The organism is Streptomyces sp. CA-210063, from assembly GCF_024612015.1.
Taxonomy (GTDB): Bacteria; Actinomycetota; Actinomycetes; order Streptomycetales; family Streptomycetaceae; genus Streptomyces.
The window spans coordinates 1,149,450-1,174,424 of sequence record NZ_CP102512.1; the positions used below are offsets into that span (position 1 = coordinate 1,149,450).

23 protein-coding genes and 1 pseudogene are annotated in these 24,975 nt (G+C 70.0%); 12 read left to right on the forward strand and 12 right to left on the reverse strand.

Translation table 11 applies throughout. The annotated features are described in order from the left end of the window. Nucleotides 1-556 precede the first annotated feature (556 nt). Together JIX56_RS05015 and mhpA are read right to left on the reverse strand one after the other, a co-directional pair. The gene (locus JIX56_RS05015) at nt 557-1,654 is read right to left on the reverse strand and encodes an alpha/beta hydrolase family protein (RefSeq protein WP_257537547.1); all 1,098 of its coding nucleotides are present in this window, start codon (nt 1,652-1,654) and stop codon (nt 557-559) included. Continuing rightward, entirely contained in the window at nt 1,651-3,207 is a 1,557-nt protein-coding gene (mhpA, locus tag JIX56_RS05020) for a bifunctional 3-(3-hydroxy-phenyl)propionate/3-hydroxycinnamic acid hydroxylase MhpA (protein WP_257537548.1), read from the reverse strand. Before mhpA ends, JIX56_RS05015 begins: the two co-directional genes overlap by 4 nt. A 183-nt stretch (nt 3,208-3,390) precedes the next feature. Here mhpA and JIX56_RS05025 point away from each other — a divergent pair, with 183 nt between their 5' ends. Then, a complete protein-coding gene (locus JIX56_RS05025) occupies nt 3,391-4,038 on the forward strand; it encodes a TetR/AcrR family transcriptional regulator (protein WP_257537549.1) in 648 nt (215 codons plus the stop codon). A 230-nt stretch (nt 4,039-4,268) separates the two neighbouring features. Here JIX56_RS05025 and JIX56_RS05030 read toward each other — a convergent pair. The 4 genes and pseudogenes from JIX56_RS05030 to JIX56_RS05045 all read right to left on the reverse strand — a co-directional run. Beyond that, nucleotides 4,269-4,391, reverse strand: a pseudogene (locus JIX56_RS05030) (response regulator transcription factor); the annotation flags it as partial. Further along, nucleotides 4,388-5,689: a sensor histidine kinase gene (locus JIX56_RS05035; RefSeq protein ID WP_257537550.1), complete on the reverse strand. Its 1,302-nt coding sequence runs from the start codon at nt 5,687-5,689 to the stop codon at nt 4,388-4,390. The pseudogene JIX56_RS05030 and the gene JIX56_RS05035, both read right to left, overlap by 4 nt. Nucleotides 5,690-5,811: 122 nt before the next feature. Continuing rightward, nucleotides 5,812-6,648 carry an ABC transporter permease gene (locus JIX56_RS05040; RefSeq protein ID WP_257537551.1) on the reverse strand — a complete coding sequence of 279 codons (837 nt, stop codon included), beginning with the start codon at nt 6,646-6,648 and terminating at the stop codon, nt 5,812-5,814. Continuing rightward, nucleotides 6,645-7,583 carry an ATP-binding cassette domain-containing protein gene (locus tag JIX56_RS05045; RefSeq protein WP_257537552.1) on the reverse strand — a complete coding sequence of 313 codons (939 nt, stop codon included), beginning with the start codon at nt 7,581-7,583 and terminating at the stop codon, nt 6,645-6,647. Before JIX56_RS05045 ends, JIX56_RS05040 begins: the two co-directional genes overlap by 4 nt. A gap of 323 nt (nt 7,584-7,906) precedes the next feature. Here JIX56_RS05045 and JIX56_RS05050 point away from each other — a divergent pair, with 323 nt between their 5' ends. Then, a complete protein-coding gene (locus JIX56_RS05050; protein WP_257537553.1) occupies nt 7,907-8,212 on the forward strand; it encodes a DUF2218 domain-containing protein in 306 nt (101 codons plus the stop codon). A gap of 204 nt (nt 8,213-8,416) precedes the next feature. Here the strand turns inward: JIX56_RS05050 and JIX56_RS05055 are convergent, their stop codons facing one another. Together JIX56_RS05055 and JIX56_RS05060 are read right to left on the reverse strand one after the other, a co-directional pair. After that, nucleotides 8,417-9,064 carry a response regulator gene (locus JIX56_RS05055; protein WP_257537554.1) on the reverse strand — a complete coding sequence of 216 codons (648 nt, stop codon included), beginning with the start codon at nt 9,062-9,064 and terminating at the stop codon, nt 8,417-8,419. After that, complete coding sequence (locus tag JIX56_RS05060) at nt 9,061-10,287, reverse strand: sensor histidine kinase (RefSeq protein WP_257537555.1); 1,227 nt, start codon at nt 10,285-10,287, stop codon at nt 9,061-9,063. Before JIX56_RS05060 ends, JIX56_RS05055 begins: the two co-directional genes overlap by 4 nt. A gap of 244 nt (nt 10,288-10,531) precedes the next feature. Here JIX56_RS05060 and lgt point away from each other — a divergent pair, with 244 nt between their 5' ends. The 7 genes from lgt to JIX56_RS05095 all read left to right on the forward strand — a co-directional run bounded on the left by lgt (nt 10,532) and on the right by JIX56_RS05095 (nt 17,614). Next, nucleotides 10,532-11,398, forward strand: coding sequence for a prolipoprotein diacylglyceryl transferase (lgt, locus tag JIX56_RS05065; protein ID WP_257537556.1), 867 nt, complete (start codon nt 10,532-10,534; stop codon nt 11,396-11,398). Between the two features lie 30 nt (nt 11,399-11,428). After that, entirely contained in the window at nt 11,429-11,851 is a 423-nt protein-coding gene (locus JIX56_RS05070) for a DUF6069 family protein (protein WP_257537557.1), read from the forward strand. Between the two features lie 298 nt (nt 11,852-12,149). Next, on the forward strand, nt 12,150-12,386 hold the full coding sequence (locus JIX56_RS05075; RefSeq protein ID WP_257537558.1) for a DUF2283 domain-containing protein: 237 nt from the start codon (nt 12,150-12,152) through the stop codon (nt 12,384-12,386). 1,220 nt (nt 12,387-13,606) lie between these two features. Continuing rightward, entirely contained in the window at nt 13,607-15,082 is a 1,476-nt protein-coding gene (locus JIX56_RS05080) for a MarR family winged helix-turn-helix transcriptional regulator (protein ID WP_257537559.1), read from the forward strand. Next, nucleotides 15,064-15,654, forward strand: a complete 591-nt coding sequence (locus JIX56_RS05085) for a helix-turn-helix domain-containing protein (RefSeq protein ID WP_257537560.1) — start codon at nt 15,064-15,066, stop codon at nt 15,652-15,654. Before JIX56_RS05080 ends, JIX56_RS05085 begins: the two co-directional genes overlap by 19 nt. Nucleotides 15,655-15,848: 194 nt before the next feature. Next, nucleotides 15,849-16,565 (forward strand): ParA family protein, encoded by a 717-nt coding sequence (locus JIX56_RS05090; protein ID WP_257537561.1) that lies wholly within the window; start codon nt 15,849-15,851, stop codon nt 16,563-16,565. 737 nt (nt 16,566-17,302) lie between these two features. Next, nucleotides 17,303-17,614, forward strand: a complete 312-nt coding sequence (locus JIX56_RS05095) for a hypothetical protein (protein ID WP_257537562.1) — start codon at nt 17,303-17,305, stop codon at nt 17,612-17,614. 173 nt (nt 17,615-17,787) lie between these two features. Here JIX56_RS05095 and JIX56_RS05100 read toward each other — a convergent pair whose 3' ends face one another. Further along, on the reverse strand, nt 17,788-17,961 hold the full coding sequence (locus JIX56_RS05100; protein ID WP_257537563.1) for a hypothetical protein: 174 nt from the start codon (nt 17,959-17,961) through the stop codon (nt 17,788-17,790). Continuing rightward, nucleotides 17,948-18,469 carry a hypothetical protein gene (locus tag JIX56_RS05105; RefSeq protein WP_257537564.1) on the reverse strand — a complete coding sequence of 174 codons (522 nt, stop codon included), beginning with the start codon at nt 18,467-18,469 and terminating at the stop codon, nt 17,948-17,950. Before JIX56_RS05105 ends, JIX56_RS05100 begins: the two co-directional genes overlap by 14 nt. A gap of 675 nt (nt 18,470-19,144) precedes the next feature. Here JIX56_RS05105 and JIX56_RS05110 point away from each other — a divergent pair. From JIX56_RS05110 to JIX56_RS05120, 3 genes are all read left to right on the forward strand, one after another. Further along, a complete protein-coding gene (locus JIX56_RS05110) occupies nt 19,145-20,440 on the forward strand; it encodes an aminomethyl transferase family protein (protein ID WP_257537565.1) in 1,296 nt (431 codons plus the stop codon). A 407-nt stretch (nt 20,441-20,847) separates the two neighbouring features. Continuing rightward, on the forward strand, nt 20,848-21,483 hold the full coding sequence (locus JIX56_RS05115) for a TetR/AcrR family transcriptional regulator (protein WP_257537566.1): 636 nt from the start codon (nt 20,848-20,850) through the stop codon (nt 21,481-21,483). Between the two features lie 161 nt (nt 21,484-21,644). After that, nucleotides 21,645-22,760: a cobalamin-independent methionine synthase II family protein gene (locus JIX56_RS05120; RefSeq protein ID WP_257537567.1), complete on the forward strand. Its 1,116-nt coding sequence runs from the start codon at nt 21,645-21,647 to the stop codon at nt 22,758-22,760. A 46-nt stretch (nt 22,761-22,806) separates the two neighbouring features. On the opposite strand, the gene JIX56_RS05125 is transcribed toward JIX56_RS05120, so the two are convergent. Next, a complete protein-coding gene (locus JIX56_RS05125; RefSeq protein ID WP_257537568.1) occupies nt 22,807-23,871 on the reverse strand; it encodes a chorismate-binding protein in 1,065 nt (354 codons plus the stop codon). 132 nt (nt 23,872-24,003) lie between these two features. Beyond that, on the reverse strand, nt 24,004-24,867 hold the full coding sequence (locus tag JIX56_RS05130; RefSeq protein WP_257537569.1) for a bifunctional 5,10-methylenetetrahydrofolate dehydrogenase/5,10-methenyltetrahydrofolate cyclohydrolase: 864 nt from the start codon (nt 24,865-24,867) through the stop codon (nt 24,004-24,006). Nucleotides 24,868-24,975: the final 108 nt, after the last annotated feature.

The following is a 24,975-nucleotide window of genomic DNA, read 5'->3' on the forward strand; positions in this document are numbered from 1 at the left end:
GGAACTCTTCTCCGCTTCCCGACCAAAGGAAATATGCTGAATACAAGTATGACAGCACCGGGCGATGATCAGCAGTTGAGGAAGATGCAGGACTCACGAAACCAACGATGGCTGCCCGGCCGGCCGAGCGACCTCGCCCCGCCGCAGACCGGGCACGCGCCACGGCCCACCGGTCTCCCGTGTCCTCGGCGCCGCCGCACCACTCGTGTCGGACAGGCCTATGCCCGGACGCAGGTCAGCACGGCATTTCCCGAGGAACTCCGGCCAACTCGCTGAGATATACGCCGGCTGGTCATGTCGGCCAGTCCAGTCATTGGCATGACCGGAAACCTGCTCCGGTCACCGGAAAACACTCCGCCAATGAGTCAACCTCAACCTACGGGTCTTTTCCGGCCGTCATCAAAACTCTGTGTGGTGCACGGAGGATGAGAAAAGACGTGAGGTCGGACTACACCACCGATGTCCGCCCTGTCCTTCGACGCGGCCTGGTCCTTGGTTTCATGGAAGCTCTCCGCCACCGCGGCGGTGGCGGTTTCGACGCTGAAGCGTGGTGCTCCTAACGTTTCGGGGTGGCTTGGCCGGCGAGGTGGTCGGTGAACCAGTCGGCGGTGAGTGCGTCGCGTTCGGCCGCGTGGTTGTAGAGGGTGTGCTCGCCGTCGGGCCAGATGCGGACAGTCGTGGTGGCGGGTTCCGCGGCGCGGAGGAACGGCTCCTGGTCCTCGTAGCGGGCGAGGGGGTCCTGGCCGCCGTGCAGCAGGAGCAGCGGGCAGGTGATGCGGTGCTTGTCCGGGTCGAAGCGCAGGCCGTCCATGACCTCGGCCACCCGGTCCGGGTCGACCGTGCCGACCACGGCTGCCATCTGCTCGCGGGCGGTACGGAATTCCGGGACGGTCGGGACTGCTGGAGCGCCGTTGACGGCCACCGCGCCGATGCGCGGATCGGCGGCGGCCAGATGGGCGGCGAACAGGCCGCCGAAGCTGACGCCCTGAACGCCGACCGGACCACCGAGGCGGGGATCGGCCTCCACCAGGTCGACGAAGCGGGCGAAGCCGTCGGTGACGTGCTCGTCGACGTACAGTCCATGGCGCAGCCGTGACTCGCCCTGGCCAGGGCCTTCCGCCAGCAGACAGGCCAGGCCGCGCTCGGTGTACGCGTCGGCGATGGGCAGATACGCGGCTCCCCATCCGCTGAGCCCGCCCCACACGATGACGGTGGCCCGGGGCGGGGCGGTCGTCGGCAGGCACAGCCAGCCGCCGAGGACGCCGTCGCGGTGAGGGATCTCCACCCGCTCCACGCCGGGTTCGAGAGCGGCGGTCGCGGCAGTGTGCCGGGCGTACAGCTCCCGCTTCTCCGGGGTGTCGCTCTGGTACGCCATCTGCGCGAACATCAGGGCCGCGGAGGCGAACCGGTACGCCTGCCGGGCGGTGGTGCGATGCCCCGCGGCTTCCGCCAGTCGCGCGCGCTCCAGTTGTACGTCGGCGAGTATCGCGGCGGCATCCTGCCACGGGATTCCGGCGGTGGTGTCGGCGAGCAGTCGTCGGGCGTCGGCGGGGTCCATGCCGCAGTCGGTGAGCCGGGTGAAGGGCATGGCCCGGTGCTGGGCGGCGACCAGCGGCGGCAGCGCGGCCTCGGTCCCAGGGTCTCCGGTCGTCATACGGCCGCTCCCACCGTTCCGGACAGCGCGGCGTCGAGGTCGTCCACCAGCGCGCCCAGGTCCGTGGTGTCGACCGCCGTACCGAACAGGATGAAGTCGGGGCGCGCCAGATACGCGACCGCGCCGAGCAGGTGGAGGTACTCCCGGTGCCGTCCGTCGAGGTCGTCGACCGTGTCGAGGGCGACCACGGCGCAGCCCAGGCGCTCCAGCCGGGCGAGCCGCTCCGGTCCGAGGGAGGCGGTGGGATCTTCGGCCGCGACCAGGGTGAAGCCGTATCCGGTCAGGTCGTCGAGGCGTTCGGTGCGGCCGTCGGCCAGACGGATGCGGCCCTGCGGGGTGAGGGTGCCGACCGGCGTGCCGGCCTCCTTGCGCAGCACTCCGTCGCTCAGCGGTGGGAACGGACGCGGCGGGGGCACCTTGCCGGCGAAGAAGGCCGCGTCCCGGGCAGCCGCGGCCTCGGGGTCATGCGTGTTGGCCACCTTGCCGAGGCCGATCGCGGCGTGGGTGAGGGCGGTGACGTGTGGGCGGCGCTCGCTCTCGTAGGTGTCCAGGAGCGCGTCGGGCGCCTGGCCGCCGAGGACGAGGTGGAGTTTCCAGGCAAGGTTGGTGGCGTCGCGTATACCGCTGCACGCGCCCTGGCCGAGGTACGGGGGCATGGTGTGGGCGGCGTCGCCGGCCAGGAAGACCCTGCCGGTCCGCCAGCGGGTGGCGATGCGGGCCTCGAAGCCGTAAACGAGCTGGCGGGTGATCCGTACGTCGTCGGGGCCGAGGCCGTGGTACTCGCGCAGGAGGCGCCAGGCGGTCTCCGGCTCGGTCATCTCCTCGCGGGTCTCGCCCGGCAGCAGGGCGAACTCGAAGCGCTGGCGGGTGTGGCCGATGTTGATGGTCATGTGGCCGCGCGCGGGATCGCAGTACTGCTTGCCATAGGCGAACTCCGGTGGCTGGGGGCGCAGCCACTCGGTGTCGACATTGACCCACGGCTCGTTGAACCCGAAGTCCTCACGCCCCACGCCGAGCAGTTCCCGCACCCCGCTGCGGCTGCCGTCGGCGGCGATCACATAGCGGGCCCGGACCTCGTCGTGCGGCCCGTCCGCGCGGGTCGTCTGCGCGTTCCAGCCGCGCAGCCGCAGGGTGACACCGTCGTCGTCCTGGTCGAGGCCGGTGACCGCCCAGCCCTGTCGGACGTCGACCGTGCCGTGGCCGCGTACCCGCTCGTCGATCGCGCTCTCCACGTACGGCTGGTACATGGAGATGTGATCCGGATACCCCATCGGGCCATTGGGGTTCGCCGGAATGGTCACGAGGGTTTCGCCCTTGCCGTTGACCCACACGTACTCGCACATCGACGAGTCGCGCAATGCTTCGTCGGCATCGCCGGCCGCCTGGACGGTCCGGGCGGTCTCGTCGTCGATGTGGGTGAGGCGGGGCAGCCCGTACAGACCCGGCCAGCGCTCGCAGACCACCACCCGGTGGCCGAGCCGGCCGAGCAGGGACGCTGCGGTGAGGCCGGTCGGTCCGTAGCCGACGACGGCGATGTCGTAGAGCGGGGCCATGAGACACCTCCAGGAACAGCCCCGCGCCGTTGCGAGGGGTGAGGTGGGAAGGGAGCGGGGCGCGGCTCGACCGTGCGGTGCCTGCCGAGGCCCCCATGTGAACTGCGATTCACGCACTGATGTGAATTGAGGTTCACACGATGGCAACGTGGGCGTCAAGACCTCGGCCGATAAACTGCGCGAGTGACCGAGTCCCCCACCAGCAGGCCCGCCGCGCTCACGGAACGCAGTCGCCGTTCGCACCAGGACCTCCTGGAGGCCGGATACGCACTACTCGAAGAGGGCGGCGAGGACGCGCTCACCGTGGCCGCCGTCGCCGAGCGGGCCGGCATGGCCGTCGGCAGCATCTACCGCCGGTTCGGCGACAAGGAAGGACTCCTGCTGGCCATCCAGCACGCCTTCACCGAGAACCTCCAGGCCGAGATCACCGAGCGGATGTCCCCGGAGCGGTTGCGCATCCTGCGCGATCCGGCCGTGGCGATCGCCGAGGCGGTCGGCGCGATCACCGACACCTTCAGGGCACATGAGGGCCTGCTGCGCGTCTTCCTGCTGCTCGGCACCCGGCAAGAAGCGGTACGGGCCGAGGGCTCCCGCGTCAGCGTGGAGGGCAACCGTCACTTCACCGAGGCACTGCGTCACACGCCCGTCGCGCATCCGGACCCCGAGGCCGCGCTCGACTTCGCCTTCCGTCTGATCTACGCCACGGTCGCACACCGCATCACCCAGGGGGAGTTCCTGGAATCCGACCGCCCACTGCCCTGGAACGAACTACGCAGCCACCTGCAGACAGCGGTCATCTCCTACCTCCTCGGCACACCGGAAGGCCACTGAGCACCATCCCCCGCTCGCCGCTGCACACATGTGCGTGCACAGCCTTGACGAGCGATGGGCCGTGTGAACTTTCCTTCGAGACCGATGTGAATCGTAATTCACGCGTAGGTGACCCCTGCCTGCCATCGGCGACCCGTGCCGGCCGATGACGGGACGTTCATCTCCGGCCAGGGCGTCTTCTTCAGCGACCACCTCAACCAGCTGATGCGGGGGACGCTGCCGGCCGGCCCAACCGCTTCGTCGCCCGTCGCCGCCTCTCCTACGACCTCCAGGTCCGGCTCCGACTCGATGATCAGGCGGAAGCTGGTGCGGACGAGGGCCTGGTCGTCGGCGAGCAGGACGCGGATGGTCATGCGTGTCTCCCCCGAGCGGTGGTCGCATCCAGCTCTGTGGCAGATCCGCTCGGAGCATCCGCCGGTGTTTCGGCCTCCGACAACGGCAGACGCACGTCGAGGCGGAAGCGACCGCCGGTGTCCCATCCGGCGTGGAAGCTGCCGCCGACCGCGTGGGCGCGCTCGCGCATGCCCGTCAGCCCGTGGCCGGTGCCCTGGGCTTCCGGGACCGGGCCAGTGCGTACCGGGTTGGTGATCTCGATGTTCAGCGCGTCGGTCCGGTAGTCGACGAGCAGGTCCGCCACGGCGTCGGCGCCGTGCTTGTGGGCGTTGGTCAGCCCCTCTTGGATGATGCGGTAGGCGGCCAGGTCGATGGCAGTCGGCAGAGGGCGCGGTCGGCCGGTCTGCCGGTGGCGGACGCTCAGCCCGGCGGCGGCCAAGGATTCGAGGAGCCGTCCGAGGCGGGACAGGCCGGGGACGGGTTCCGTCCGTTGCGCCTTGTCCACCTCGTCCGTCCTGCCCGTCTCGTCTGTCTCGTTCGACTCGTCCGACTCGTCGTCGGACTGTCGTAGTACGTGCAGCAGCGCGCCCGGTTCGTCCAGGACGGTGCGGCCGCCGTCGCGGATGTGGGCGAGCGTCGCGTCGGCCTGGTCCGGCCGGTCACGCAGGAAGTGTCCGGCGACGCCCGCCTGAATGGTGATCAGGGCGATGTGGTGGGCGATCACGTCGTGGAGTTCCCGGGCGATGCGCAGCCGCTCCTCGGCGACCCGGCGGCGGGCCTCCTCTTCCTTGCCCGCCTCCGCCCGTAGCGCCCGCTCCTCCATCGCTGCCGTGTAGTCGCGCCAGGTGCGCACGGTGCCCCCGACAGCGGCAAACATACCGACCCAGGCGAACACGGCGCCGCCCTCCGGGTCGGAGGCCGAGTCCACCGGACAGGGCACGACGACGTACAGCGCGGTGTCCGTGACGGCGGCAGCGATCAGCGCGATCCGACGACGGACCGTACGGGCCACGGTGTAGACCGCGATCAGCGCGGTGACGGCGAGCACGGGCGACGGACGGGAGGCGATGACGGTGAAGGCGGTCTCGCCGAGCACCGTAAGCGCCAGGACGGGCAGTGGTGCCCGGCGGCGGGCCAGCAGGAGGGGAACCGCGGCCCCGGCGGCCACGGCGTCGGCGCCCGACGGTGCTACGCCGTCTGGCCCTAGCTCGAACAGCAGGGCCAGCAGGCCGCCACCGCCCACGACGGCGGCGACGGCGGCATCGAGCAGGCGTGGCTCCACGCCGGTCACCCGTCGCCACGACGCCGGGCCGGTCACGGCTGCACCGTCTCCTCGTACCGAGTTCCCTTGTACCGAGTCCCCTCGTACCGGCGGACGGGACTACCCGCGCGTACGCCAGAGGAATACGAGGGGGCAGGCGGAGACCGGCGGCGATGGACTCAGGCATCCCGCCGCTTGAGCACGACGGCCGCGCCGGCCAGGAGTACCACGATGTACACGGCGAACACCGCCAGTCCGGACCCAGGTGACAGCGAGTCACCGCTCGTCTGCACGGACATGACCGCGTTCGCCGCGTTCGACGGCAGATTCGGGCCGATGGCGTCGTTCCAGCTGCTGGGCAGGAGCTGGATCAGGCCGGGCACCACGAACAGCGCGCCCACCACGAGGGTGATCGCCCCGGCGGTGTTGCGCAGCAGGACGCCGACCGCCAGACCGATCAGCCCGGCACCGGTCAGGTAGACCGCCGCGCCGACGACCGCGCGGAACACCCCCGGATCGGACAGCGCGGCGGTGTCCAGGCCGCGGGAGGACAGGACCGACTGGCCGGCCAGGAAAGCCCCCAGGACCGCGACGAACATGAGCACGAAGCTCACCACGGCGAAGACGACCACCTTGCCCCACAGCACCGGCAGGCGTGACGGGACTGCGGCGAGCGTGGCGCGGATGGTTCCGGTGGCGTACTCGCCGGCGCTCATCAGCACTCCGAGCACCGCGGTGGCCAGCGCGGCGAGCATCACTCCGCCCAGGGTGATCGAGGTCGGGTCGCTGAAGTCCTCCTGATCGGGGCCCTCTCCCGAGCCGACCAGGCTGCTGAACAGCAGCCCGAAGCCGATGAGGAGGGCCACCGTGATCGCCAGCGTGAGGGTCGTCGAGCGCAGCGACCGCAGCTTGATCCATTCCATGTGGACGACCCGTGGAAAGGTGACGCGCTGACGGTCCGCCGACGGGCGTTCCGTCCTGTGCGTGTCCTGCGGGGCGAGGTCTGTGGTGCTCATCGGTTCGTCCCTCCCGTCATGACGGGCTCCGCGGTGGTGGCGTGGTATTCGACGGAGTCGTGGGTCAACTCCATGAACGCCTCCTCCAGCGAGGCCTCCTGACGGAACAACTCGTGCAGCACCAGCCCGGCGGCCGCGGCGCGTTCCCCGATCTCCGCCGCTTCCAGTCCCGTCACTTCCAGCACGCCGGGCTCGCTGGTGGAAACCGTGACGCCGTCGCCCAGCAGCCGGGCGCGCAGGTCCGTGGCCTGCGGTGAGCGCACCCGTACGCTGCGACTGGCGGACCCGGCGATGAAGTCGGCGAGCAGACCGGCGGACAGCAGCCGGCCCTTCCCGATCACGATCAGGTCCTCGGCGATCAACGCCATCTCGCTCATCAGGTGGGAGGAGACGAAGACCGTCCGCCCCTGGTCCGCGAGGCCCTTCAACAGGTTGCGGATCCACAGCACGCCTTCTGGATCAAGGCCGTTGACCGGCTCGTCCAGCATGACGACCTGCGGGTCGCCGAGCAGTGCCGAGGCGATGCCCAGCCGCTGCCCCATGCCCAGCGAGAACCCGCCCGCCCGCTTGCGGGCCACCTCCGTCAGCCCGACCATGTCGATCACCTCCAGCACCCGCCGCTTGCCGATGCCGTTGCTCGCCGCCAGAGCCAGCAGGTGCTGATATGCCGAGCGCCCGGGGTGGATCGACTTCGCCTCCAGCAGTGCCCCGATCTCCTGCAGCGGGGCCTTGTGCTGCTCGTACGGACGGCCGTTGATACGCGTCGTGCCGGACGACGGCCGGTCAAGGCCCATGATCATCCGCATCGTGGTCGACTTGCCCGCGCCGTTGGGCCCGAGGAACCCCGTCACCACGCCAGGGCGCACGGAGAAGCTCAGTGCATCGACCGCGAGCTTGTCGCCGTACCTCTTGCTGAGGTCGTTTACCTCGATCACAATCCACCTCACGTTTTTGAGGCTTCAAGGTTCTCGGAGGAAAGCGGGCTCCGGCGTCAGCCCACGGCGTGCACTGCGCGTACCACGACCGCAGTACGCCATCACCCGGCACCACGACCGTGGGGCGATCCGCGCATCACGGTCGGCGTGGTCGAATTCGAATTCGAACCAATACGGTCGGCATCACACGCCGCACATCATGTTCAAATTTGAAGCAGTAGGTATCGTTCAGGCCTCGAGGTTCCGGGCCACGGTCACTGCACTGGCCGGCTGACCGCACCACAACAGTGGGCCCACCCGATCTCTCCACCCAGGAGCCATCCATGCCTTCCTCCCTCGGCCGTGTCACCACCGACGCCGCCCCGCGGTACGCCAAGCAGTTCGCCTCGCACTTCGGCCGCAAGGTCCCCGTCGAGGAGACCCCCGACGGCGACCACCGCCTCACGTTCCAGGACACCGAGGTCGTACTCCAGCCCGCGGACGACCACCTGCTCATCCGCGTCACCTCACCCGACGCGTCCACGCTCACCACCATCCAGGACGTGGTGAGCAGCCATCTCGAACGCTTCGGCCGCCGCAACGAGCTGACCGTCACCTGGGACGAGCCCACCGATGACAGCGCAGGGTGATCGACGGCTTCTGCTTCGGCCGGGCGAAGCGGTCCGTCGAGGTCGGCCGACCCATGCCCTTCCGGGCTCCAGACTCCCGTAAAGCACCATCAACCACCCCGCCTGTGCAAGCCACGCCGTCCGGCACGACTTCCCCCCTCGCCATGGGCCCGGACGGCGCCGGCGTGGGTCCTGTTCCTGAACGACCGTGCCCCGGCGAGGCGTTCAGTCCAGGCGGATGATTCCCCGGCCGAGTGCGGCGGTGACGGCGGCGGTGCGGTCGCCGACGTCGAGCTTGGTGTAGATGTGCAGCAGATGGGTCTTGACCGTGGCCTCGGACAGGCGCAGGGCGCGGGCGATCTGCTTGTTGCTCTGCCCCCGAGCCACGGCGGACAGGACTTCGAGTTCCCTGCCGGACAAGCCGGCGACCCGGTCGCCGCGCATATGGGCGAGGACCTTGGCGGCCACAGAGGGGGACAGTACCGCGCCTCCCCGGGCGGCGGTACGGACGGCCTCGCACAGCTCGTGTCGTCCGGTGTCCTTGAGCAGGTAGCCGACCGCGCCGGCGTCGACGGCGGCCGTGATGTCGGCGTCCGTGTCGTAGGTGGTCAGGACGAGGACCCGCACCTCGGGGTGGGCGGCGCGGATGGCGGCGGTCGCGGTGGTGCCGTCCATGCCGGGCATCTGCAGGTCCATCAGCACGACGTCGGGTGCGAGTGAGGCGGTCTGGTGCAGTGCCTCGGCACCGTTGGCGGCCTCGCCGACGACCGTGAGGTCGGGCTGGGTGGCCAGCATGGCGGCAAGCCCGTCGCGGACCACGGGGTGGTCGTCGGCGAGGAGGACCCGGATGGTGGGACCGGTCGACGTCCTCATGACGCCGGGGCCATCCGCTCGGTGCCCGACACGGCGGCTGAGGGCTCGGAGGACGGAGGCTCGGCCGGGAGCGGCACCGTGACGGCGACGGTCGTACCCTCGCCCGGGGCGCTTTCCACCGTGAACGTGCCGTGCAAGGAGGCGATGCGCTCCCGCATGGTGGTCAGGCCGACGCCCGGATGCCGGGCAGCAGGCGCGAAACCGGTGCCGTCGTCCTGGATGTCGATCGCCAGGACATCGCCGAGGTACGAGAGCGTGACCGAGACACTGATCGCGCGGGCGTGCCGCCGGGCGTTGGTCAGTGCCTCCTGCACGACGCGCAGCAACTCGCCCTCGGCAGTGGGAGGCAGGGCGACCGGTCGGCCGGTCACGACCGTGTAGGCCTCGGTGCCGGTCTCCTCCGCGAGCCGGCCGGTGAGTTCACGGACCGCGTCCGCCAGGTGCGTGCGGTCCAGTGGCGCCGGGCGGAGGGCATGCACGAGGCGGCGGCTCTCCGCGAGGTTGTCCCGGGCCGTGCGCATGGCCTGCTCGACGCGGCGGGCCGCAGGGGAGTCGGGTGGCAGGTCGTCGCGTGCGGCGTCCAGCAGCATGGCGATGGACGCGAACCCCTGGGTCAGCGTGTCGTGGACCTCCCGGGCCAGGCGCTGGCGTTCGGCCAAGGTACCGGCCTGGCGTTCCGCTGCCGCTCGTTCCGCCTGGGTGGCGGTGAGCTCGTCCAGGAGCCGCTGCCGCTTGTGACTCTCATGGTCGAGGGTGGCGACGTAGCACGTGAGGGTGACCGCCACCGCCGTGCCGAGCACGCATCCCGTGAGCGCCCGCACGTCGACGTAACCGTCCGTGGTGAGGCTCTGCAACGACCAGGCGGCGCCCAGCACCAGCACCCCGCCGGCCGACCACCAGGCCCGCCTCAGCCAGTACGGGCTCAGCACCGCCACGGCCACCGGGAGGAACGCGGGGTCCACCACGGCCATGAACGCCCACCCGGCCAAAGCCCCGACAAGGTAGGGCAGCGGCGGGCGACCGGCGCCACCACGCAGCGTGATCCAGTACGCGTACCAAAGGGCGAGCCCCACCGCCGGGCCGATCCGCGACAGCGCCGCGCCGGTCGTCATCTCCGCCCCGGCCAGCGCACCCGGCATGGACAGGGCGAGCACGGTGGCGAAGAAGGCGTGCTGACCCATGGCCTTCCACCGCTCCCACTCCCACGCCTGTCGCAGTGCCATGGCCCTCAGAGTAGGCGCAGCCGCGTAGCGGGAGAATCAGCCGGCCAGTGGGGGCGGGTCCACTGATCGGTGGACGAAGGGCGCGTCGATCGGTCGATGTGCGTGGGGGGCGCGGGCGGCGACGATCGGCCCCGCAACCGACGGCCTGCTGCCCCACCCGCCCTTTGTACCGACGGCCTGCTGCCCCACCCGCCCTTTGTACCGACGGCCTGCTGCCCCACCCGCCCCTTGTGAGGAACCACCAGTGCCCCTGGCCTTCATTCCCAGCCCGTCCATCGGCGAGATCCACCTGGGTCCGCTGCCGCTGCGCGGCTACTCACTGATGCTGATCCTCGGCATCGCCGCCGCCGTGTGGCTGGGTGGCCGTCGCTGGGCCGCCCGCGGCGGAGAGAAGACCGTCGTGGCGGACATCGCCCTGTGGGCGGTCCCGTTCGGTGTCGTCGGCGCCCGCCTCTACCACGTGATCACGTCCAGCGAGCCGTACTTCGGCAAGGGCGGCGATCCGCTCAAGGCCCTCATCATCTGGGACGGGGGCATCGGTATCTGGGGCGCCATCGCCGGTGGGGCCGTCGGAGCCTGGATCGGCTGCCGCCGCAAGGGCGTTGCCCTGTCCGCGTTCGCCGACGCCGTCGCCCCCGGCATCGCGCTGGGGCAGGCCATCGGCCGCTGGGGCAACTGGTTCAACCAGGAGCTCTACGGGCGGGCCACCACCCTCCCCTGGGCCCTGGAGATCGACCCCGCACACCGGCCTGAGGCCACAGCGGACCTGGCCACGTATCACCCCGCGTTCCTGTACGAGTCGTTGTGGTGTCTCGGCGTGGTCGCCCTGGTCGTGTGGGCGGACCGCCGCTTCCACCTCGACCATGGCCGGGCGTTCGCGCTGTACGCCGCCGCGTACACCGTCGGCCGCTTCTGGATCGAGTACCTGCGGGTGGACGAGGCCCACCACATCCTCGGCCTGCGCCTGAACGACTGGACCGCGCTGCTGGTCTTCGCCGCCGCCGTCGCCTACCTCGTGGCCGCGACACGGCGCGCGGCCGACGGGCGTGCCGCCATCGACGCGAGCCGTCCCCTTCAGCGAGTGGATGCCACCCGTAGTCCCAAGACCTGACCATGTTCCCTGTCACGATCTGGAGTTGCCATGTCATCTGTCCCTGAGACGCTCTCTTCACGGCGGGGTCCGCTCGTGGTGGCGGGAGGTGTGTTCATCGCCTTCGTGCTGTCCGCCTTGGTGAACGCGTTGATCGCGGTGCTGGCGCACGCGCTGGGCGCGCCTGAGGACTTCGACCCGTTGGAGCCCCCGTCGTATGCCTTCCTGACCGCGCTGGGGGTGCTGGCCGGGGCCGTCGGATGGGCCCTCATCCGCAGGTTTGACCGGAATCCCGAACGGCTGCTCCGCCGACTCGTCCCGTCGGTCGTCGTAGTCTCCTTCGTCCCCGACTTCTTCCTGTTCGACGAGGGCGAGGTCATCGGTGTCGTGGCCCTGCTCGTGATGCACGTCGCGGTCGCGGTGATCGCGGTGCAGGCGTACCGCAGGGTCATGCCTGTGGGCGCGGTGCGGTGACTGCGGCGCCAATCCGGCCACTACCGCGACTCAGCGGCGCCGGCTCCGCAGCGGCGGGGCAACTCGTCCGACGTCGCGCACCATCAGGTCACCAGTGTCGCCACCGGCACGCTTCCACTCATGGGCACGCCGCCCTCGGCCCGAAGCGCACGCGCCGGTCCTTGCCGACCTTGCCGTGGAAGTGGACCGATTCCATGGTCAGAGCCAGGGCCTGTCCTGGCGATCTTCGACGTCAGTACGCTCTCCGGAAGAGCAGGACCTGACACCCCAGGTCGGCGAACAACCGGGAAGGCCAGTCATGCGGGTCGAGTACGACGCATCGGCGAACATGGCGTACATCTACCTTGTCGATGGCATCGCCCCAGGAGAAGCCGTCCGGCAGGTACCTGCCGAGGACGACACGGCGATACTCGACTACGACTCACACGGACGACTTCTGGGCATCGAGCTGTTCAGCGCCAGACGCCGGTTGCACCCGGAGCTGCTGGCCGGTGCCGAGAGGATCGACCGTGAGCCGCGTCCGCCGACCGCTTGATTCGTTGAGACGTTCGGATCGGACTCGGCGGGGCGGCGTGGGCACCGCCACTCCCGATGCGGTCGGGTGCCGGCACGAGTTCGACGTGTCCGACTCCGACTCGTGTCGTGCCGCGATGACAGGCGGCTTCCGCTTTTCGGAAGTTCTGGCGGGGAGGGGACGGCGTGGCCGGGGTCGGACCGGGAGCGACGCGCGCGTGGACGGTGGTGCGGCCATCGGGACGGCCTGCCCGACGCTGACTTCAACAAGTCCGTGTGGGTGCGCTGGGACGGCATGTCACCCGCCCAGCGGGCCGAAGGCTTCGTGGCGGCCAACGACGCGCTGATCAGCCGCTATGAGGGCTTCGACGCGCGGGCGCGCGGGAAACTGAAGGTCGACCGACGGCGAGTCCGTCGGCCTCGGCACCGACGGCCGTGACGACTCCGGCGAGGTCACCTTGAAAAAAGCACACCAAGACGGGCCAATCCGACCCGGATTCGACCCAGCACGCCCTTGCGTCAGCACTGACCCATTTCCGGACAATCATGGCAGCGTCACAATCGGACGTGCTCGCCAAACCACACGGCCGGCCCTGGACCGATCCGCCCAGCGGAGTCACTCCGCAGCCGCTTCCGGTGATACGCAAGGCGCATGGCAAGGCTCTGACCAGCTCTTCCGTAGGGATGCTTCCGCCTGGCAGAAGCCGCCTTGCGCGGCGACCACCGCCGTCAGGAACCTGTTCCCAACCACGGCACGCGGGGCGACGAAGCCCCGCCGACAGGGACGGGAACGCCATGCCTCACATGACCGCCTTCGCCAGGAACCAGTGGTACAGCTAGCGCACCTTTCTGACCTGCGCTTGTGTGGGGGCGATGAGGCTGTGACCTGCTAGGACGGGTTACAGAGGCGATCGGAGGCAGTCAGAGGAAAACACTCTGATTCGACCCCGGTTCGACCCGGGTCGCTCAGAGGCAGTCAGAGGCAGCAGCCTCTGCAACTGCCCTCCGAGGGACCTGAGTCGGCCGGTGTGGATCACCAGTGGACCACTCTGGCGCTGCTCTGGTTCGACCTCGGTCGAGCTGCGATGGGGACGCCTGCCTCCACTCGGGGCCAGGCAAACGAGGCCCTCCAGGACGGCCATCCTGGGGACCTTGCTGGCGCCGATGGAGGTCGGTTCCGGACACCACCCGTGGTTTTAGCGGGCCTGGGTGGCGTCCACGTTTTTGCGAGACGACCCCACCGTGCCACACAGCACCCATCACGCCCTCTCTCGACGACACTCCACCGAATTCCGCGGCCTTGTGGAGTACGTCCGACTGCCGTCGGCCGCGACCGATCTCATTCTGCTCGGCGACCTCACCGGCCGCTACGCCACCAGCAGTTACAGCCGGCTCGCCCCCGACCGCCGGACCGTGGTCCTGCGCGCGGACCGCCAGGGAGCGGCCGAGCACGGGCACCGGATCACCGCGGCCATCGCCTGCCACGTGGCCCGCGCCGGCGGCACCCTCGACCAGCTCACACAGCTCCTGCTGCACCCCGACCACGAAGGCGGACGGCACACCCGCAACATCGCCCTGCGCTCCGGGCAGATGCGCGCCCTGGACTACATCCGCCGGGTCTGGGCCAACGCCTCCGAAACGGTCAACACGACCGTGACGCTGGGTTCCCGGCACGACGCGTACGAGGTGCTCGCCGCGCTGCGCGACCGCATCGAGACCACCCCCTGGCGCGGGGAACGGGGACGCACCGCGCTGCGGGTACTGCGCGCGCACCTGAACTTCGCCGAGACCGCGGGCGGCCCACTGCACCACGCCAGCGAACGGCAGACCGCGGAGGAAGCGGGCATCTCCCGCACGACGCTGCGGGCGGTCTACGACACCGTCCTCAAACCGCAGGGCTGGCTGCGCCGCCTGCAGGTCGGCCACGGCCGCGAGGGTTCCACCTGGTATCTCAGCGCGCCGCCGTCTCGTTCCCGGACCACTCAGTTGCCCCCCGACCCGGCACTTGAGGACTGGCCCACCTCTGAGACGGCCACGGCGGCCGACATCGACTCCACCGTCCTCGGCCGTCTGATGGGCCACGACGCCTTCGCCCACCACGGCCTCGGCAGCGCCGCCCTCATGCTCATCAGCGCCCTGCACCAACGCCCCTACCAGACGGTCGCCGAGCTCGTCGGTACCTCCTCGGTCTCCCGCGCCACCACCTACCGGACTCTGCGACGCCTGGATGGCCACGGCCTCGTCTGCCGCATCGGGGAGACCTGGGCCCTCGCGCCGCGCGCGCTGGAGGGCCTCGGTAGCAGCCTCCCTGCCCGTGTCACGGGGCTCGACGCCGTGCCTGCACAGGGCTGGGACAAGGTCGCCGAGCACCACGGCACCGCAGGCGTCGCGGCCCGGCGGAAGGCCCTGCACGCGGTCGAGCGTGCGGCCTACCAGGAGGCGCTGGACCGGCTCGCGGAGCACCGCACCAAGGCTGTGGTGATCGTCCGCGACGACCGCCAAATCCTGGTCCCCGCGCCGCGCCCCGACGAGATCCCGCCGACGTGGCACGCCCCGGACGGGCGCGTCCTCGACCCGGCCACCGGCCGCCCTGCTTCCGACTGGCGGGTCGCCACCGACGGCCGCCTGATCCTCATCATCCCAGCTGACCAGCGCAGTTACGACGAGCTGGCGGCCGCCCATGCCGAAGCCCTCAGCGAATGGAACTCCGCCGCATGAACCGACAACACCCTCCAACCAACCCTGCCCAGAGCCAGCCGGTGACCCCGGATGCCTTGCGCAACCAGTACGAGTCCGGTGCAACGGTCGACGAACTCGTCTCCGCCAGCGGCCTGTCGTACGGCATGGTCCTCAACCGGCTGCACGATGCCGGGACCGTCATGCGCACGTCGTGGCAGACCCGCAGGATGCGCCAGGATTCCCAAGCCCGCCGACGTCTCGCAGCCCGTCTGCGCACCCTTTACGAGCAGCAGGGTGCGACGCTCGCTGAACTCGCGGCAGTTGCCGGTGAGTCGAGGCGTGGTGCCCGGCGCCTGCTGCTTGAGGCCGGCGGCACCGTGCGCACCCCGCAGCAGACGCTGCGGATGCGCGCTGCGGCGAGGGCCGCTGAACGGCAGAAGCTCGCGCTGTCTCTGCGGGCGCGGTACGAGGAGGGCGCCACGGTCCCGGACCTAGCCAAGGCGTGCAACTACTCCGTTGCCACGGTCTACCGGCTCCTGCACCAGGCCAGCACCCGCATGCGGCCCCAGCACCGACATGGCCCCACTCGCCCCGAGGGGAAACGGCCGTGAGCGCACCAGATAGAGCTCTCGTTCGCTCCGCTGGTCGTGCCCAACAGATGCGAGACCTGCCCGAAGGCCATCCCGGCCGCAGCCCTGCGGCACGCGCGCCCCCTTCATCGTCACATAGCCACCACCGAAAGTCGTCCCTCTCGCCGACCCACACAAGTCAACGCACCTTTCGAGCTTCAGGAGATCAGACACACGTGAACGAGAACACCCGTATCAAGACCCTGGCGGCGGCCACAGCCCGCGCCTGGGACGCCTTCGTCATCGTCGTCGGCATGCTCAAGGGCGGCACCGGCAAGACCACCTCGGCCTGGTTCATCGCCCTGTACTACGCCGTCGTCCTCGACCTGCCGACGCTGCTGCTGGACGCGGACGCGACCAGCCAGTCCGCCTATGACTGGTTCAAGGTCGCCAAGGCCGAGGGTTTCGAGATCCCGGAAAACCTGGTCGTCGAGCGGTACCCGTTCGATGACATCGCCGAATACATCCGTGAGAAGCGTGCCGAGTTCGGAGCGATCGTGGTCGACGCCGGCGGCGGCAGCGCGAAGCTGTTCCACGAGGCTGTTACCGAGGCGAACCTGCTGCTCGTGCCGGTCGCCCCCACCAAGATCGAGCGCCGCAAGCTCGTGGCCACCTTCGACGAGGCCGAGCGCGCCGCCACCCGCAACGAGCAGGGTGTCACCGCCCACGTGGTCCTCGTCAAGGCCGACGACCGCACCAGCCTGCCCCGCACCGCGAAGGACAAGCTGCTGGAGCCCGAGAAGGGCGAGGGCATCGGACCGGACCGCGACGAACCGTTCCCGCTCGCCGAGACCACCATCCACTCCTGGGTGCACTACATGGAGGCCTTCGGCGAGATCCCCACCGAACTGAGCGAGTACGCCAACCTGATGAAGGAGCTGACCGAGGCATGAGCGAGAAGAACGAAAAGGCCGAAACCGCCAGCCCGCCGCACCGGCGGGCGCACCCTGGGCGGGGCCAAGAAGACGACCCCGCCGCCCCCGCCGCCGACCGCCGAGCTCACCCCCGAGCAGTACGCCGCCGAACATGCCGCCGCCCAGAGGGAAGACCGTCCCCCGGCCGACGAGCCGCAGCTTCAGCCCGCACCTTCCGCCGCTCCCGTCGAGGCATCGGCGCACGGCCGAACCGAGACGGCGCCCGAAGTGACACACGCCTCCGCCCAGCCGAACCGTCGAGGTCACGCCGAGCGGCCCCGTGCCGGAGCCGGCCGCCGGTCAGCCGACTCACCCTGCCGTCGCCGCCCCCGAGACGGGAACGGAATCCGCTGGGGAGGCAATGAAACGGCAGGTGGCCCCGGCTCCCGAGCCCGCAGCACCTGCACTCCGGCCCACACAGTCGGCCAAGCAGGTCTCGCAGAACGCGCCGGTTCAGGGAAGTGAGATGGCCGTACGCCAGGCGGTTGTGCCGACTGCCACCAGTACCGCGTTCCCGGTAAACAGTGGGGCACCCGGTCCGCAGTACGAGCACCACGCGGGTTCGCATGCGGCGCCCACGAACGGGACGCACGCCGCACGGCACACGGGGCGGCCGCCAGCTCACTGAGTGCGCGGCCGCCCCCGTCCGCCGACTATTCCAATAGCCCAATAGGCGGCTGACTAGCCGCCTAGCCGGACCGACCGGAGCAACGTTCGTGCCCGACCTCACCCACCACGCCCGTCGGCTACGCGACATAGCCGACGCACTGGAAGCGCAGTCCGAGCCCGCCGACGATCCGCTCACTCCGCATCCAGACACTCTTACGGTCATCGGCAACCGCCACATCAAACGCGGACAGCTCAACTACGCCGTCCCCGACATCCTGCAGCTCCAGCGACGCATCCGCCGCTACAACGCCGAGCACGACGTTCCCCACGGCGACATCGTCGCCTTGGCCCTCGACGCCTGGCTTCGTGCCAAGGGCTACCCGCCCGACATCATCCCGACCCAGCCAGAGACGCCATGAGCGGGCCGCTGGACCGACTACCGCTCGGCTCCCTCGCCTCAGAGACTCGTGTTACGCCCGACGCCGCGGAGCAGTTGTCATTGCTCGGACAGCCGACCCTTTTGCCTCCACGTCGTCGGTGTAGGCGCCGGACTGCGGCGCGGCCTTGCAAGGCGCCGCCGCTTTCCTGCTGTCTACCGGGCGCGGTGGGTCAGCACGGTGCGCGCCGCGGTGACTCTGTCCTCCTCGGCGGTGAGAGCGAACAGACTCATCAGTCTGCTGGCGGCGGCGATGCGGCCCAACCATTCGACGAGGGCGCCGTAGTAGTGGGTGAGGGCGTCCTGCAGGGGGCCGTCAGTACCGGCCACGTCCCCCCTGCCACCGTGCAGGCCCGCGAGGACGAACGGGAGCGAGGAAGCCGAAATCCAGGGCTGGGTGAGGACCTGCCAAGAAAAGACCTGGAGGTTGCGCGGCCGGTCCGAGGTCAGCGTAGCCCGATACAGGCTGGCGAAGGCGGCGCTGAGCCATGCCGAGGCCTCGTGCGGCGCCGATGGTCTGGGAGGCAGCGTCAAAGCAAATGCCGTCGGCCGTTGCGGCTTGTGCGTCGGACCACCCGCCTGACCGTGACACAGCCACGGCAACCGCCTTTGCCTGCCAGCCGTCGGCCTGCGCCGCAGCACTGTAGAGGTCGGCGGAGAACGGGATGTCGACGTAGTAGTTTCGGAGCACCAGGCTGACAGCGACGCCCGTGAAGATCCCCTCCCGGTCCGCGTCCCGCAACTGGGCCAGCGCCTCGCCCGGCCGACCCTTCTTGATCAGCGCCTCGGCTTCGAGCTGGGCCTTCAAGGCCTGCGCAAGCGCGTTCTGGGGCCCCACCGGCCCAACTGCTCGATTCCCTCGGCCCAACCCCCGCCGAGGCAGACCCGCAGCCCGTTCAGCAGAGGCGACGTGGCGTCGTGGTGCGCCGTGAGGTAGTCCCGCACCTCTTGCTCCGTGCCGGATCCCGCCTGCAGCGCCGCACGCGCCACGAAGTAGTCACGGGGGTATCCACCCTCGCGGGCACACCGCTCGAAAAACACGTGGGAGGCACCGTGCGTCGTAGTCGGCGGCAAGCTGGCCGAACCAGCCCAACGCTTCAGCCGGCGCCTCCGTCAGCCACGCCGGCTCCTGATCGGCCCACTGCTGAATGACGGACCCGCGCGCCGCCCACACCCCGGCCAGAATCCCGACCGCTCTCTCTACGGTCGGCCACACCGCGCGCAGGCGCCGTGCCTGCTGCGCCGACCAGGGGCTCAGCGTGCGCAGAGCATCAGCTTTCCCAAGAAACTTCGCGGGTCGATCGCACGGGGAAAGCCACGTCCCAAGGGTGCTTCGCGTTCAGATTGATTCTTCATAGCATGCAGGATGCGGACCCTCCGCCGCCCTGTCCCGGTCCCGGGCGCGCTTGTAGCCTCTGGTCAGTAAATCGATCTAGTGGCAGGTGGGATGGACATGAGCGCGCGGCAGCGCAGTACGTACGAAGCAGCACTCCGGCTGCGTGAGGCGCCGTTCGTGACTGAGCGTCCACCGCTGTTCAGTCCGGCCGTCGCCGCCCAGGACGCGGCAAACACACGAGGCGCTTTCGGTCACTTCGCCCAGACCCTTCTGCCGCTGGAGTATTCGAACTGGGTCGAAGAAAGCGCCGCCCATGTCCGGTCCTGCTACGTCGGCGACTGGACCCCTTTGCACAAGGTGAGGATTCACGGGCCTCAGGCCCTGGAATTCCTCGGCCGCCTGGGCATGAGGGATCTCTCCCGTTTCGAGACGGGCCGGATCAAGCACCATGTCCAACTCGACGAGAACGGCTGGGTCGCCTCCGAGGGCGTGTTGTGCCGCCTCGGCCCTGAGGAGTTCGTTTACACCGCCGGAAGCTGTGACTGGCTGCTGTGGCAGCTCGGCCAGGGCGGCTGGGACGCCGCGGCCACCGACATCAGCCCGGATGTGTTCATCTTCGGCGTCCAGGGACCCGCGTCCCTCTCCGTGCTGGAGAAGACCACCGGAGACGACCTTCGGGACGTCGGCTTCAGCCGCAGCAGGATGTCGCAGGCCGGCGGGGTCCCGGTGCGCGTGCTGCGGACCGGGATCTCGGGCGAGCTCGGATACGAGCTGCACGGTCCGGCCGAGCATGCGAGCACAATCTGGTCGGCTGTCGTGGCGAGCGGCCAGGACTTCGGCATCCGTCAGCTCGGTCTCCGGTCACAACCCGTGCAACACATCGAGGCCGGCATCGCCACCAACGGCCGGGACTACCTGCCGGCTTCCATCCTCACGCCCGGCGCGCCGCGGCAGTTCCGCAGAGGCACGCCCGGTGGCAGTTTCGTTCCCGTCAGCGGAGTGAGTGATTATTTCCGCAAGCCCAGCGAACTGGGCTGGGGGTTCCGCAAGGGCATACCCGGACGGGATTTCATCGGCCGTGACGCGCTGGTCAGAGACGTCGAGAGCGGAGCTCCGGGACGGGTGTTGGTAGGCCTGCGGTGGAACGGGCACGACGTCGGCGCCGTCCTGACGTCGTTGCTGGGCGACGATGACACACCCGATCAGATGGAACTGCCCCGATCGGCCGCTCCCAGCTTCGACCAGGTCCTCCTTTCCGGTGATCCAGTGGGTGTGTCCACTGGACGGACGCTGAGCGTGGCACTGCGAGCGATGATCTCCCTCTGTGTGATCGATCCCGCTCACGCCGCTCCGGGCACCGAGGTGACCGTCCTGTGGGGACGGCCCGGAACCGCGCAGCGGGAGATCCGGGCGACCGTGTCCAACCTGCCCTTCAAGACGGACAACCGTCGGACCGAGGTCAGCAAGCTCTGACGAAGGCTGCTGACGCGACCCCCTCCGCCTCTGCGGGCCGAACCGGTTGCGGCCACGGCCGTGACGGTGAGGCCCGCCACGAGCGATCTGCGCGCAGCCGGCTGAGACCGCACGGGAGGTGCTCCGGCGGTAACACTGCCGCCGGGCGGCATGGCGTCTACGGATCGGCTCATGGGCGGCACTTTCCTGTGGCTCACTGGGAGTGAGCGTCGCGCGAGATGAGCCCATGGCTGCGGGGTGGAGGGCTCCCCTGTTGCTTCCGCGCTGTACCACGGCGCCCACCAGTTACGAGGTCTCCACCACGCGGTACGAATCAGTTGTGCAGGCAGCGCAACCCGCGATACCCAAGTCGTCGGTGCGATCGAACGCAAAGAGGCCGCGTCCATCGGTCCCATACCATCCAGGACATGGCGACCGCACAGAGAATGACAGCGACGGACCGGCGACAGCGCATCGTGCGGGCGGCCGGGGAGCTGTTCATCCTGCGCGGCTACACCGGCGTCTCCATGGAGGACGTCCTGGCAGCGGTGGGCGGGTCGAAGGCGACCCTCTACCGCTACTTCGCCGACAAGAGCGCGCTGTTCCGCGCCGCCGTGGAGGCGTTGTGCGACGAATGGTCGGGGCCGTTGCACGCCTTCTCGCCGGGTGGCGACAACCTCGCCGACAACCTGGTGGCGCTGGGCGAGCACTTCGCCTCCCTGGTCCTCAGCCCCCAGGCCATCGCCCTGCACCGCCTGGTGACCGCCGAGGCCGAGCGCATCCCAGGGCTGGGGGATGTGTTCTCCGAGCATGGGCCGGCCGCGGGGCACGCGGTCCTCGGGCGCTGCCTGGAGCAGGCGTGTGACGACGGCCTGATTGAGGTCGCGGACCCGGTTCGAGCGGCGGCGCAGCTGTACCAGGCCATGCTCGGTGACGCCCAGATGCGGCTGCTGACGAATGCTCCGCGCAAGCTGAGCCAGGAAGAGGTGCGCGCGTCCATCGTGGAGGCGGTGCGCGTCTTCCTGCACGGAGTGTCCGTCCCACGCGGCGGCGGCCGGGTATGACGCCGGGCTTCCCGGCCGCCGACCCGAGAGGCGTGTGCGGGTTTCTTTGCAGTCGGGGCCTTGTCGCTGCGGTGTACTGAACCGTACCGTACGGACGTTCCGCCAGCATTGTGTGGCGACGACCACGCGAGCAAACCCCGTATCGCACGGAGGGAAGGCCGATGTCGACGACGACGATCCGGGCCGAGCATGTAGGCAGCCTGCTGCGGCCTGACGAACTGCTGGCGGCACATGCCGAGCACCAGCGGGGCGCGTTGCCGGCCGAGCGTCTCAGGGAGCTGGAGGATGCTGCCGCGGCAGCCGCGCTCAAGCTGCAACAGGACGCCGGGATCCAGGTCTTCACCGACGGTGAGGTCCGGCGCGAAAACTTCATGGCCTCGGTGGTGGAAACCGTCGGCGGTCTCGTACCCGCCGAGGAGTCGTCGGCCCGTCCGCGTTGGCACCGCGATGCTGATGGCGCCGAGCTGGAGGGCGAGGTCGCTTCCGTGGCCATCGGCGAGCCCCTGTACCGACGCACGCCGCTGTCTCGGACCGAGGCGCGGTGGCTGGCCGAGAACTCCCCCGGCCCCTACAAGATCACCATGGCGAGTCCGACCATGGTGGCCGGATTCTGGCGGCCCGGGGTGTCGGACGGCGTCTACCCGACCCGCCAGGACGCGGTCGCCGCGTTGGCCGAGATCCACCGGCAGGACATCGCCGACCTGATCGACGCCGGGGTCACCTGGCTGCAGCTCGATTCCCTGGCCTACTGGGCCAACATCGACCCGAAGGCGGCTCGGATGCGCCGGGTGACGGACCTGGACGGCCATCTCAGCCACGTCATCGACACGGACAACTCCCTGATCCGCGCTGCCCGCGCACGCCGGCCCGGGATGAACGTCGCCATGCATTTCTGCCGCGGCAACATGCGCAGCGCCTGGTCCGCCCGGGGCGGCTACGAGCCCATCGCGGAACGCATCTTCGACGAGGTCGAGGTCGACCGCTTCCTTCTGGAGTACGACACCGAGCGCTCAGGCGGGTTCGGACCCCTGCGGTTCGTTCCGCCCACCAAGACCGTCGTGCTGGGGCTCGTGTCGTCGAAGGTGGCCGATCTCGAGTCGGTCGACACCCTGCGGCGCCGTATCGACGAAGCCTCCCAGTACCTGCCCCTGGAGCAGCTCGCCATCAGCCCGCAGTGCGGGTTCGCCTCGACGAGCCGGGGAAACCTGCTCACCGTCGACGACCAGCGCCGCAAACTGGAGCTCGTGGCCGAGACGGCACGCCTGGTGTGGGGCTGACAGGACGTCATCGGCCGACGCGCGCGGGCGCGGGCCCGGTCGGTTGTCAGGCTCCGCTCATCACCGCGGTCGGCTCGGGCTGGTCGTCCTCGGCTGCCGGACCGTTGGACGCGATGGCCAGCAGCCTGGCTGCCTTGAGTTCGGTCTCCTGCCACTCCCGCTCGGGATCCGAACCCCAGGTGATGCCTGCGCCTGCCCCGAAGTTGAGACGTTCCCGGGCCCGGTCGATCCAGAAGGTACGGATGCCTACGGCGAGTTCGCCGCTGCGGCGGTCCGCGTCGACCCATCCGACACCGCCGCAGTACGGTCCACGGGGTGCGGTCTCCAGCGCGCGGATGATGCCGAGCGCGCTGTCCTTGGGCGCGCCTGTGACGGAGCCGGGCGGGAAGGTGGCGGCCAGCAGTTCCGCCCAGCCGGCACCGCTCCGCAGCTCTCCGCGGACCGTGGAGACCAGGTGGACGAGGCCCGGATGCTTCTCGACGGCGCACAGTTCGGGAACGGTGACGCTGCCGGTCGCGCAGACTCGACCGAGGTCGTTGCGGACCAGGTCGACGATCATGACGTTCTCGGCGTGGTCCTTGTCCAGAAGGTCGGCCTCGGTGCGCCCCGTGCCTTTGATGGGGCCGGACTCGACCACCCGTCCGGTCCGGCGGAGGAACAGCTCGGGGGAGGCCGAGACCACCTCGACACCGCGCGCCGGCAGCCTGATCATCCCGGCGTACGGCGCTCGATGGCGTGCGGCCAATCGCTCGGCGAGGGCCTCGATGTCCGCGTCGGCAGCGACGGGGGCCGACAGGACGCGGCACAGGTTGGCCTGGTAGACCTCCCCGGCGGCGATGTGCTCGCGAATGCGTCGCACGCCGGCGGTGTAGGCGGCCCGATCGAGCGAGGTGGTCCACTGCTCCGGTCCCGGTCCGCGCCATCGGACCCTCCTGGTGGGTTGCGGAAGGAAACGGACGTCGCGGAAGCGAGCGCAGGTCAGGCGGCCTTCGAAGCCGTGCACGACGGCCCAGAAGCCCTCGGAGTCAAGGGCCTCGGGGTCATGGGTGATGTCGAGGAGACCAGTCGCGACGCGACCGGCAAACCGGGCCAGCGGAGGGAGGTCGTTCATGTAGGTCACCTTTCGGCAGCGCCCCAAGGGGCGCGGCGCTGTGTCGATATGCGGCTCCGCCGCGCGGGCGCGACCAGCCACGACGGCGCCGCAGACGAAAGACGGCCCACCTCGGCACCTCCAGCGGAGCGCTTACGCGGGCACAGGCTTGCGTTCGGCTTCCCATTCGGCGGCCTGGAGTGTGTTGACCAGCAGCATGGCGATGGTCATCGGGCCCACGCCGCCGGGGACCGGTGTGATGCGGCCGGCTATGCCGTCGAGTTCAGCGGCGCGGACATCGCCCGTCAGTCCGTCGGGGGTGCGGTGGATGCCGACGTCGATGACGGTGGCACCGCGTTTGACGTGTTCGGGGCCGATGAGGCCACGGACGCCGGTGGCGACCACGACGACGTCGGCGGGCCGGGTGACAGCGCCGAGATCGGCGGTGAACTCGTGGGCGACGGTCACCGTCGCGCCCCGCCGCAGCAGCAACTGGCTCAGGGGGCGGCCCACGAGCTCGCCCCAGCCGACGACGGCGACGCGGGCTCCCTTCAGCTCGATGCCCTCGGCGTCGAGGAGTTCGATGACGCCGCTGGGTGTGCAGGGCCGTAGTCCGCGTTCGCCGCGGGCCAGTCGGCCGGCGCTGGCCGTGGTCAGGCCGTCGACGTCCTTGGTGACGGGGATACGGTCGATCAGGGGCGCGGCGTCGAGCTGTGGGGGCAGGGGCAGTTGGAGGAGGATGCCGGAGACGTCCGGGTCGGCGGCCAGTTCGTCGATGACCGTCGCCACCTGGATCTGGGTGGCGTGGTGGGGCAGATGGCGGTGGATGTCGCGCATGCCGGCATCGCGGATGGCGCGGCGTTTGGCGGCGACGTAGACGGCGCTGGCGGGGTCGTCGCCGACGAGGATGGTCGCGAGGCCGGGCACCGGTCCGGTGGCCGCGGCCTCGGCCACTCGCTCGGCGATCCGGATCCGTATCCGGCGGGCGATCTCCGCGCCGTTGATCGTGCGTGTCATGGTGGCGAACCGCTTTCTGTCGGCGAACGATTCGCCCGGTGGAGAGGACTGCGTGCTTCGGACCGCGGCCGTGCGTGACTGCGGTGTACGGCGCCGGGGACCGGGGCG

Bases quoted from the DNA above. Each gene is read 5' to 3' on its own strand.
- JIX56_RS05015 (WP_257537547.1), bottom strand. From the start codon at position 1,654: ATGACGACCGGAGACCCTGGGACCGAGGCCGCGCTGCCGCCGCTGGTC.
- mhpA (WP_257537548.1), bottom strand. From the start codon at position 3,207: ATGGCCCCGCTCTACGACATCGCCGTCGTCGGCTACGGACCGACCGGC.
- JIX56_RS05040 (WP_257537551.1), bottom strand. From the start codon at position 6,648: ATGAGCACCACAGACCTCGCCCCGCAGGACACGCACAGGACGGAACGC.
- JIX56_RS05050 (WP_257537553.1), top strand. From the start codon at position 7,907: ATGCCTTCCTCCCTCGGCCGTGTCACCACCGACGCCGCCCCGCGGTAC.
- JIX56_RS05055 (WP_257537554.1), bottom strand. From the start codon at position 9,064: ATGAGGACGTCGACCGGTCCCACCATCCGGGTCCTCCTCGCCGACGAC.
- JIX56_RS05060 (WP_257537555.1), bottom strand. From the start codon at position 10,287: ATGGCACTGCGACAGGCGTGGGAGTGGGAGCGGTGGAAGGCCATGGGT.
- JIX56_RS05070 (WP_257537557.1), top strand. From the start codon at position 11,429: ATGTCATCTGTCCCTGAGACGCTCTCTTCACGGCGGGGTCCGCTCGTG.
- JIX56_RS05075 (WP_257537558.1), top strand. From the start codon at position 12,150: ATGCGGGTCGAGTACGACGCATCGGCGAACATGGCGTACATCTACCTT.
- JIX56_RS05085 (WP_257537560.1), top strand. From the start codon at position 15,064: ATGGAACTCCGCCGCATGAACCGACAACACCCTCCAACCAACCCTGCC.
- JIX56_RS05115 (WP_257537566.1), top strand. From the start codon at position 20,848: ATGGCGACCGCACAGAGAATGACAGCGACGGACCGGCGACAGCGCATC.
- JIX56_RS05120 (WP_257537567.1), top strand. From the start codon at position 21,645: ATGTCGACGACGACGATCCGGGCCGAGCATGTAGGCAGCCTGCTGCGG.
- JIX56_RS05125 (WP_257537568.1), bottom strand. From the start codon at position 23,871: ATGAACGACCTCCCTCCGCTGGCCCGGTTTGCCGGTCGCGTCGCGACT.
- JIX56_RS05130 (WP_257537569.1), bottom strand. From the start codon at position 24,867: ATGACACGCACGATCAACGGCGCGGAGATCGCCCGCCGGATACGGATC.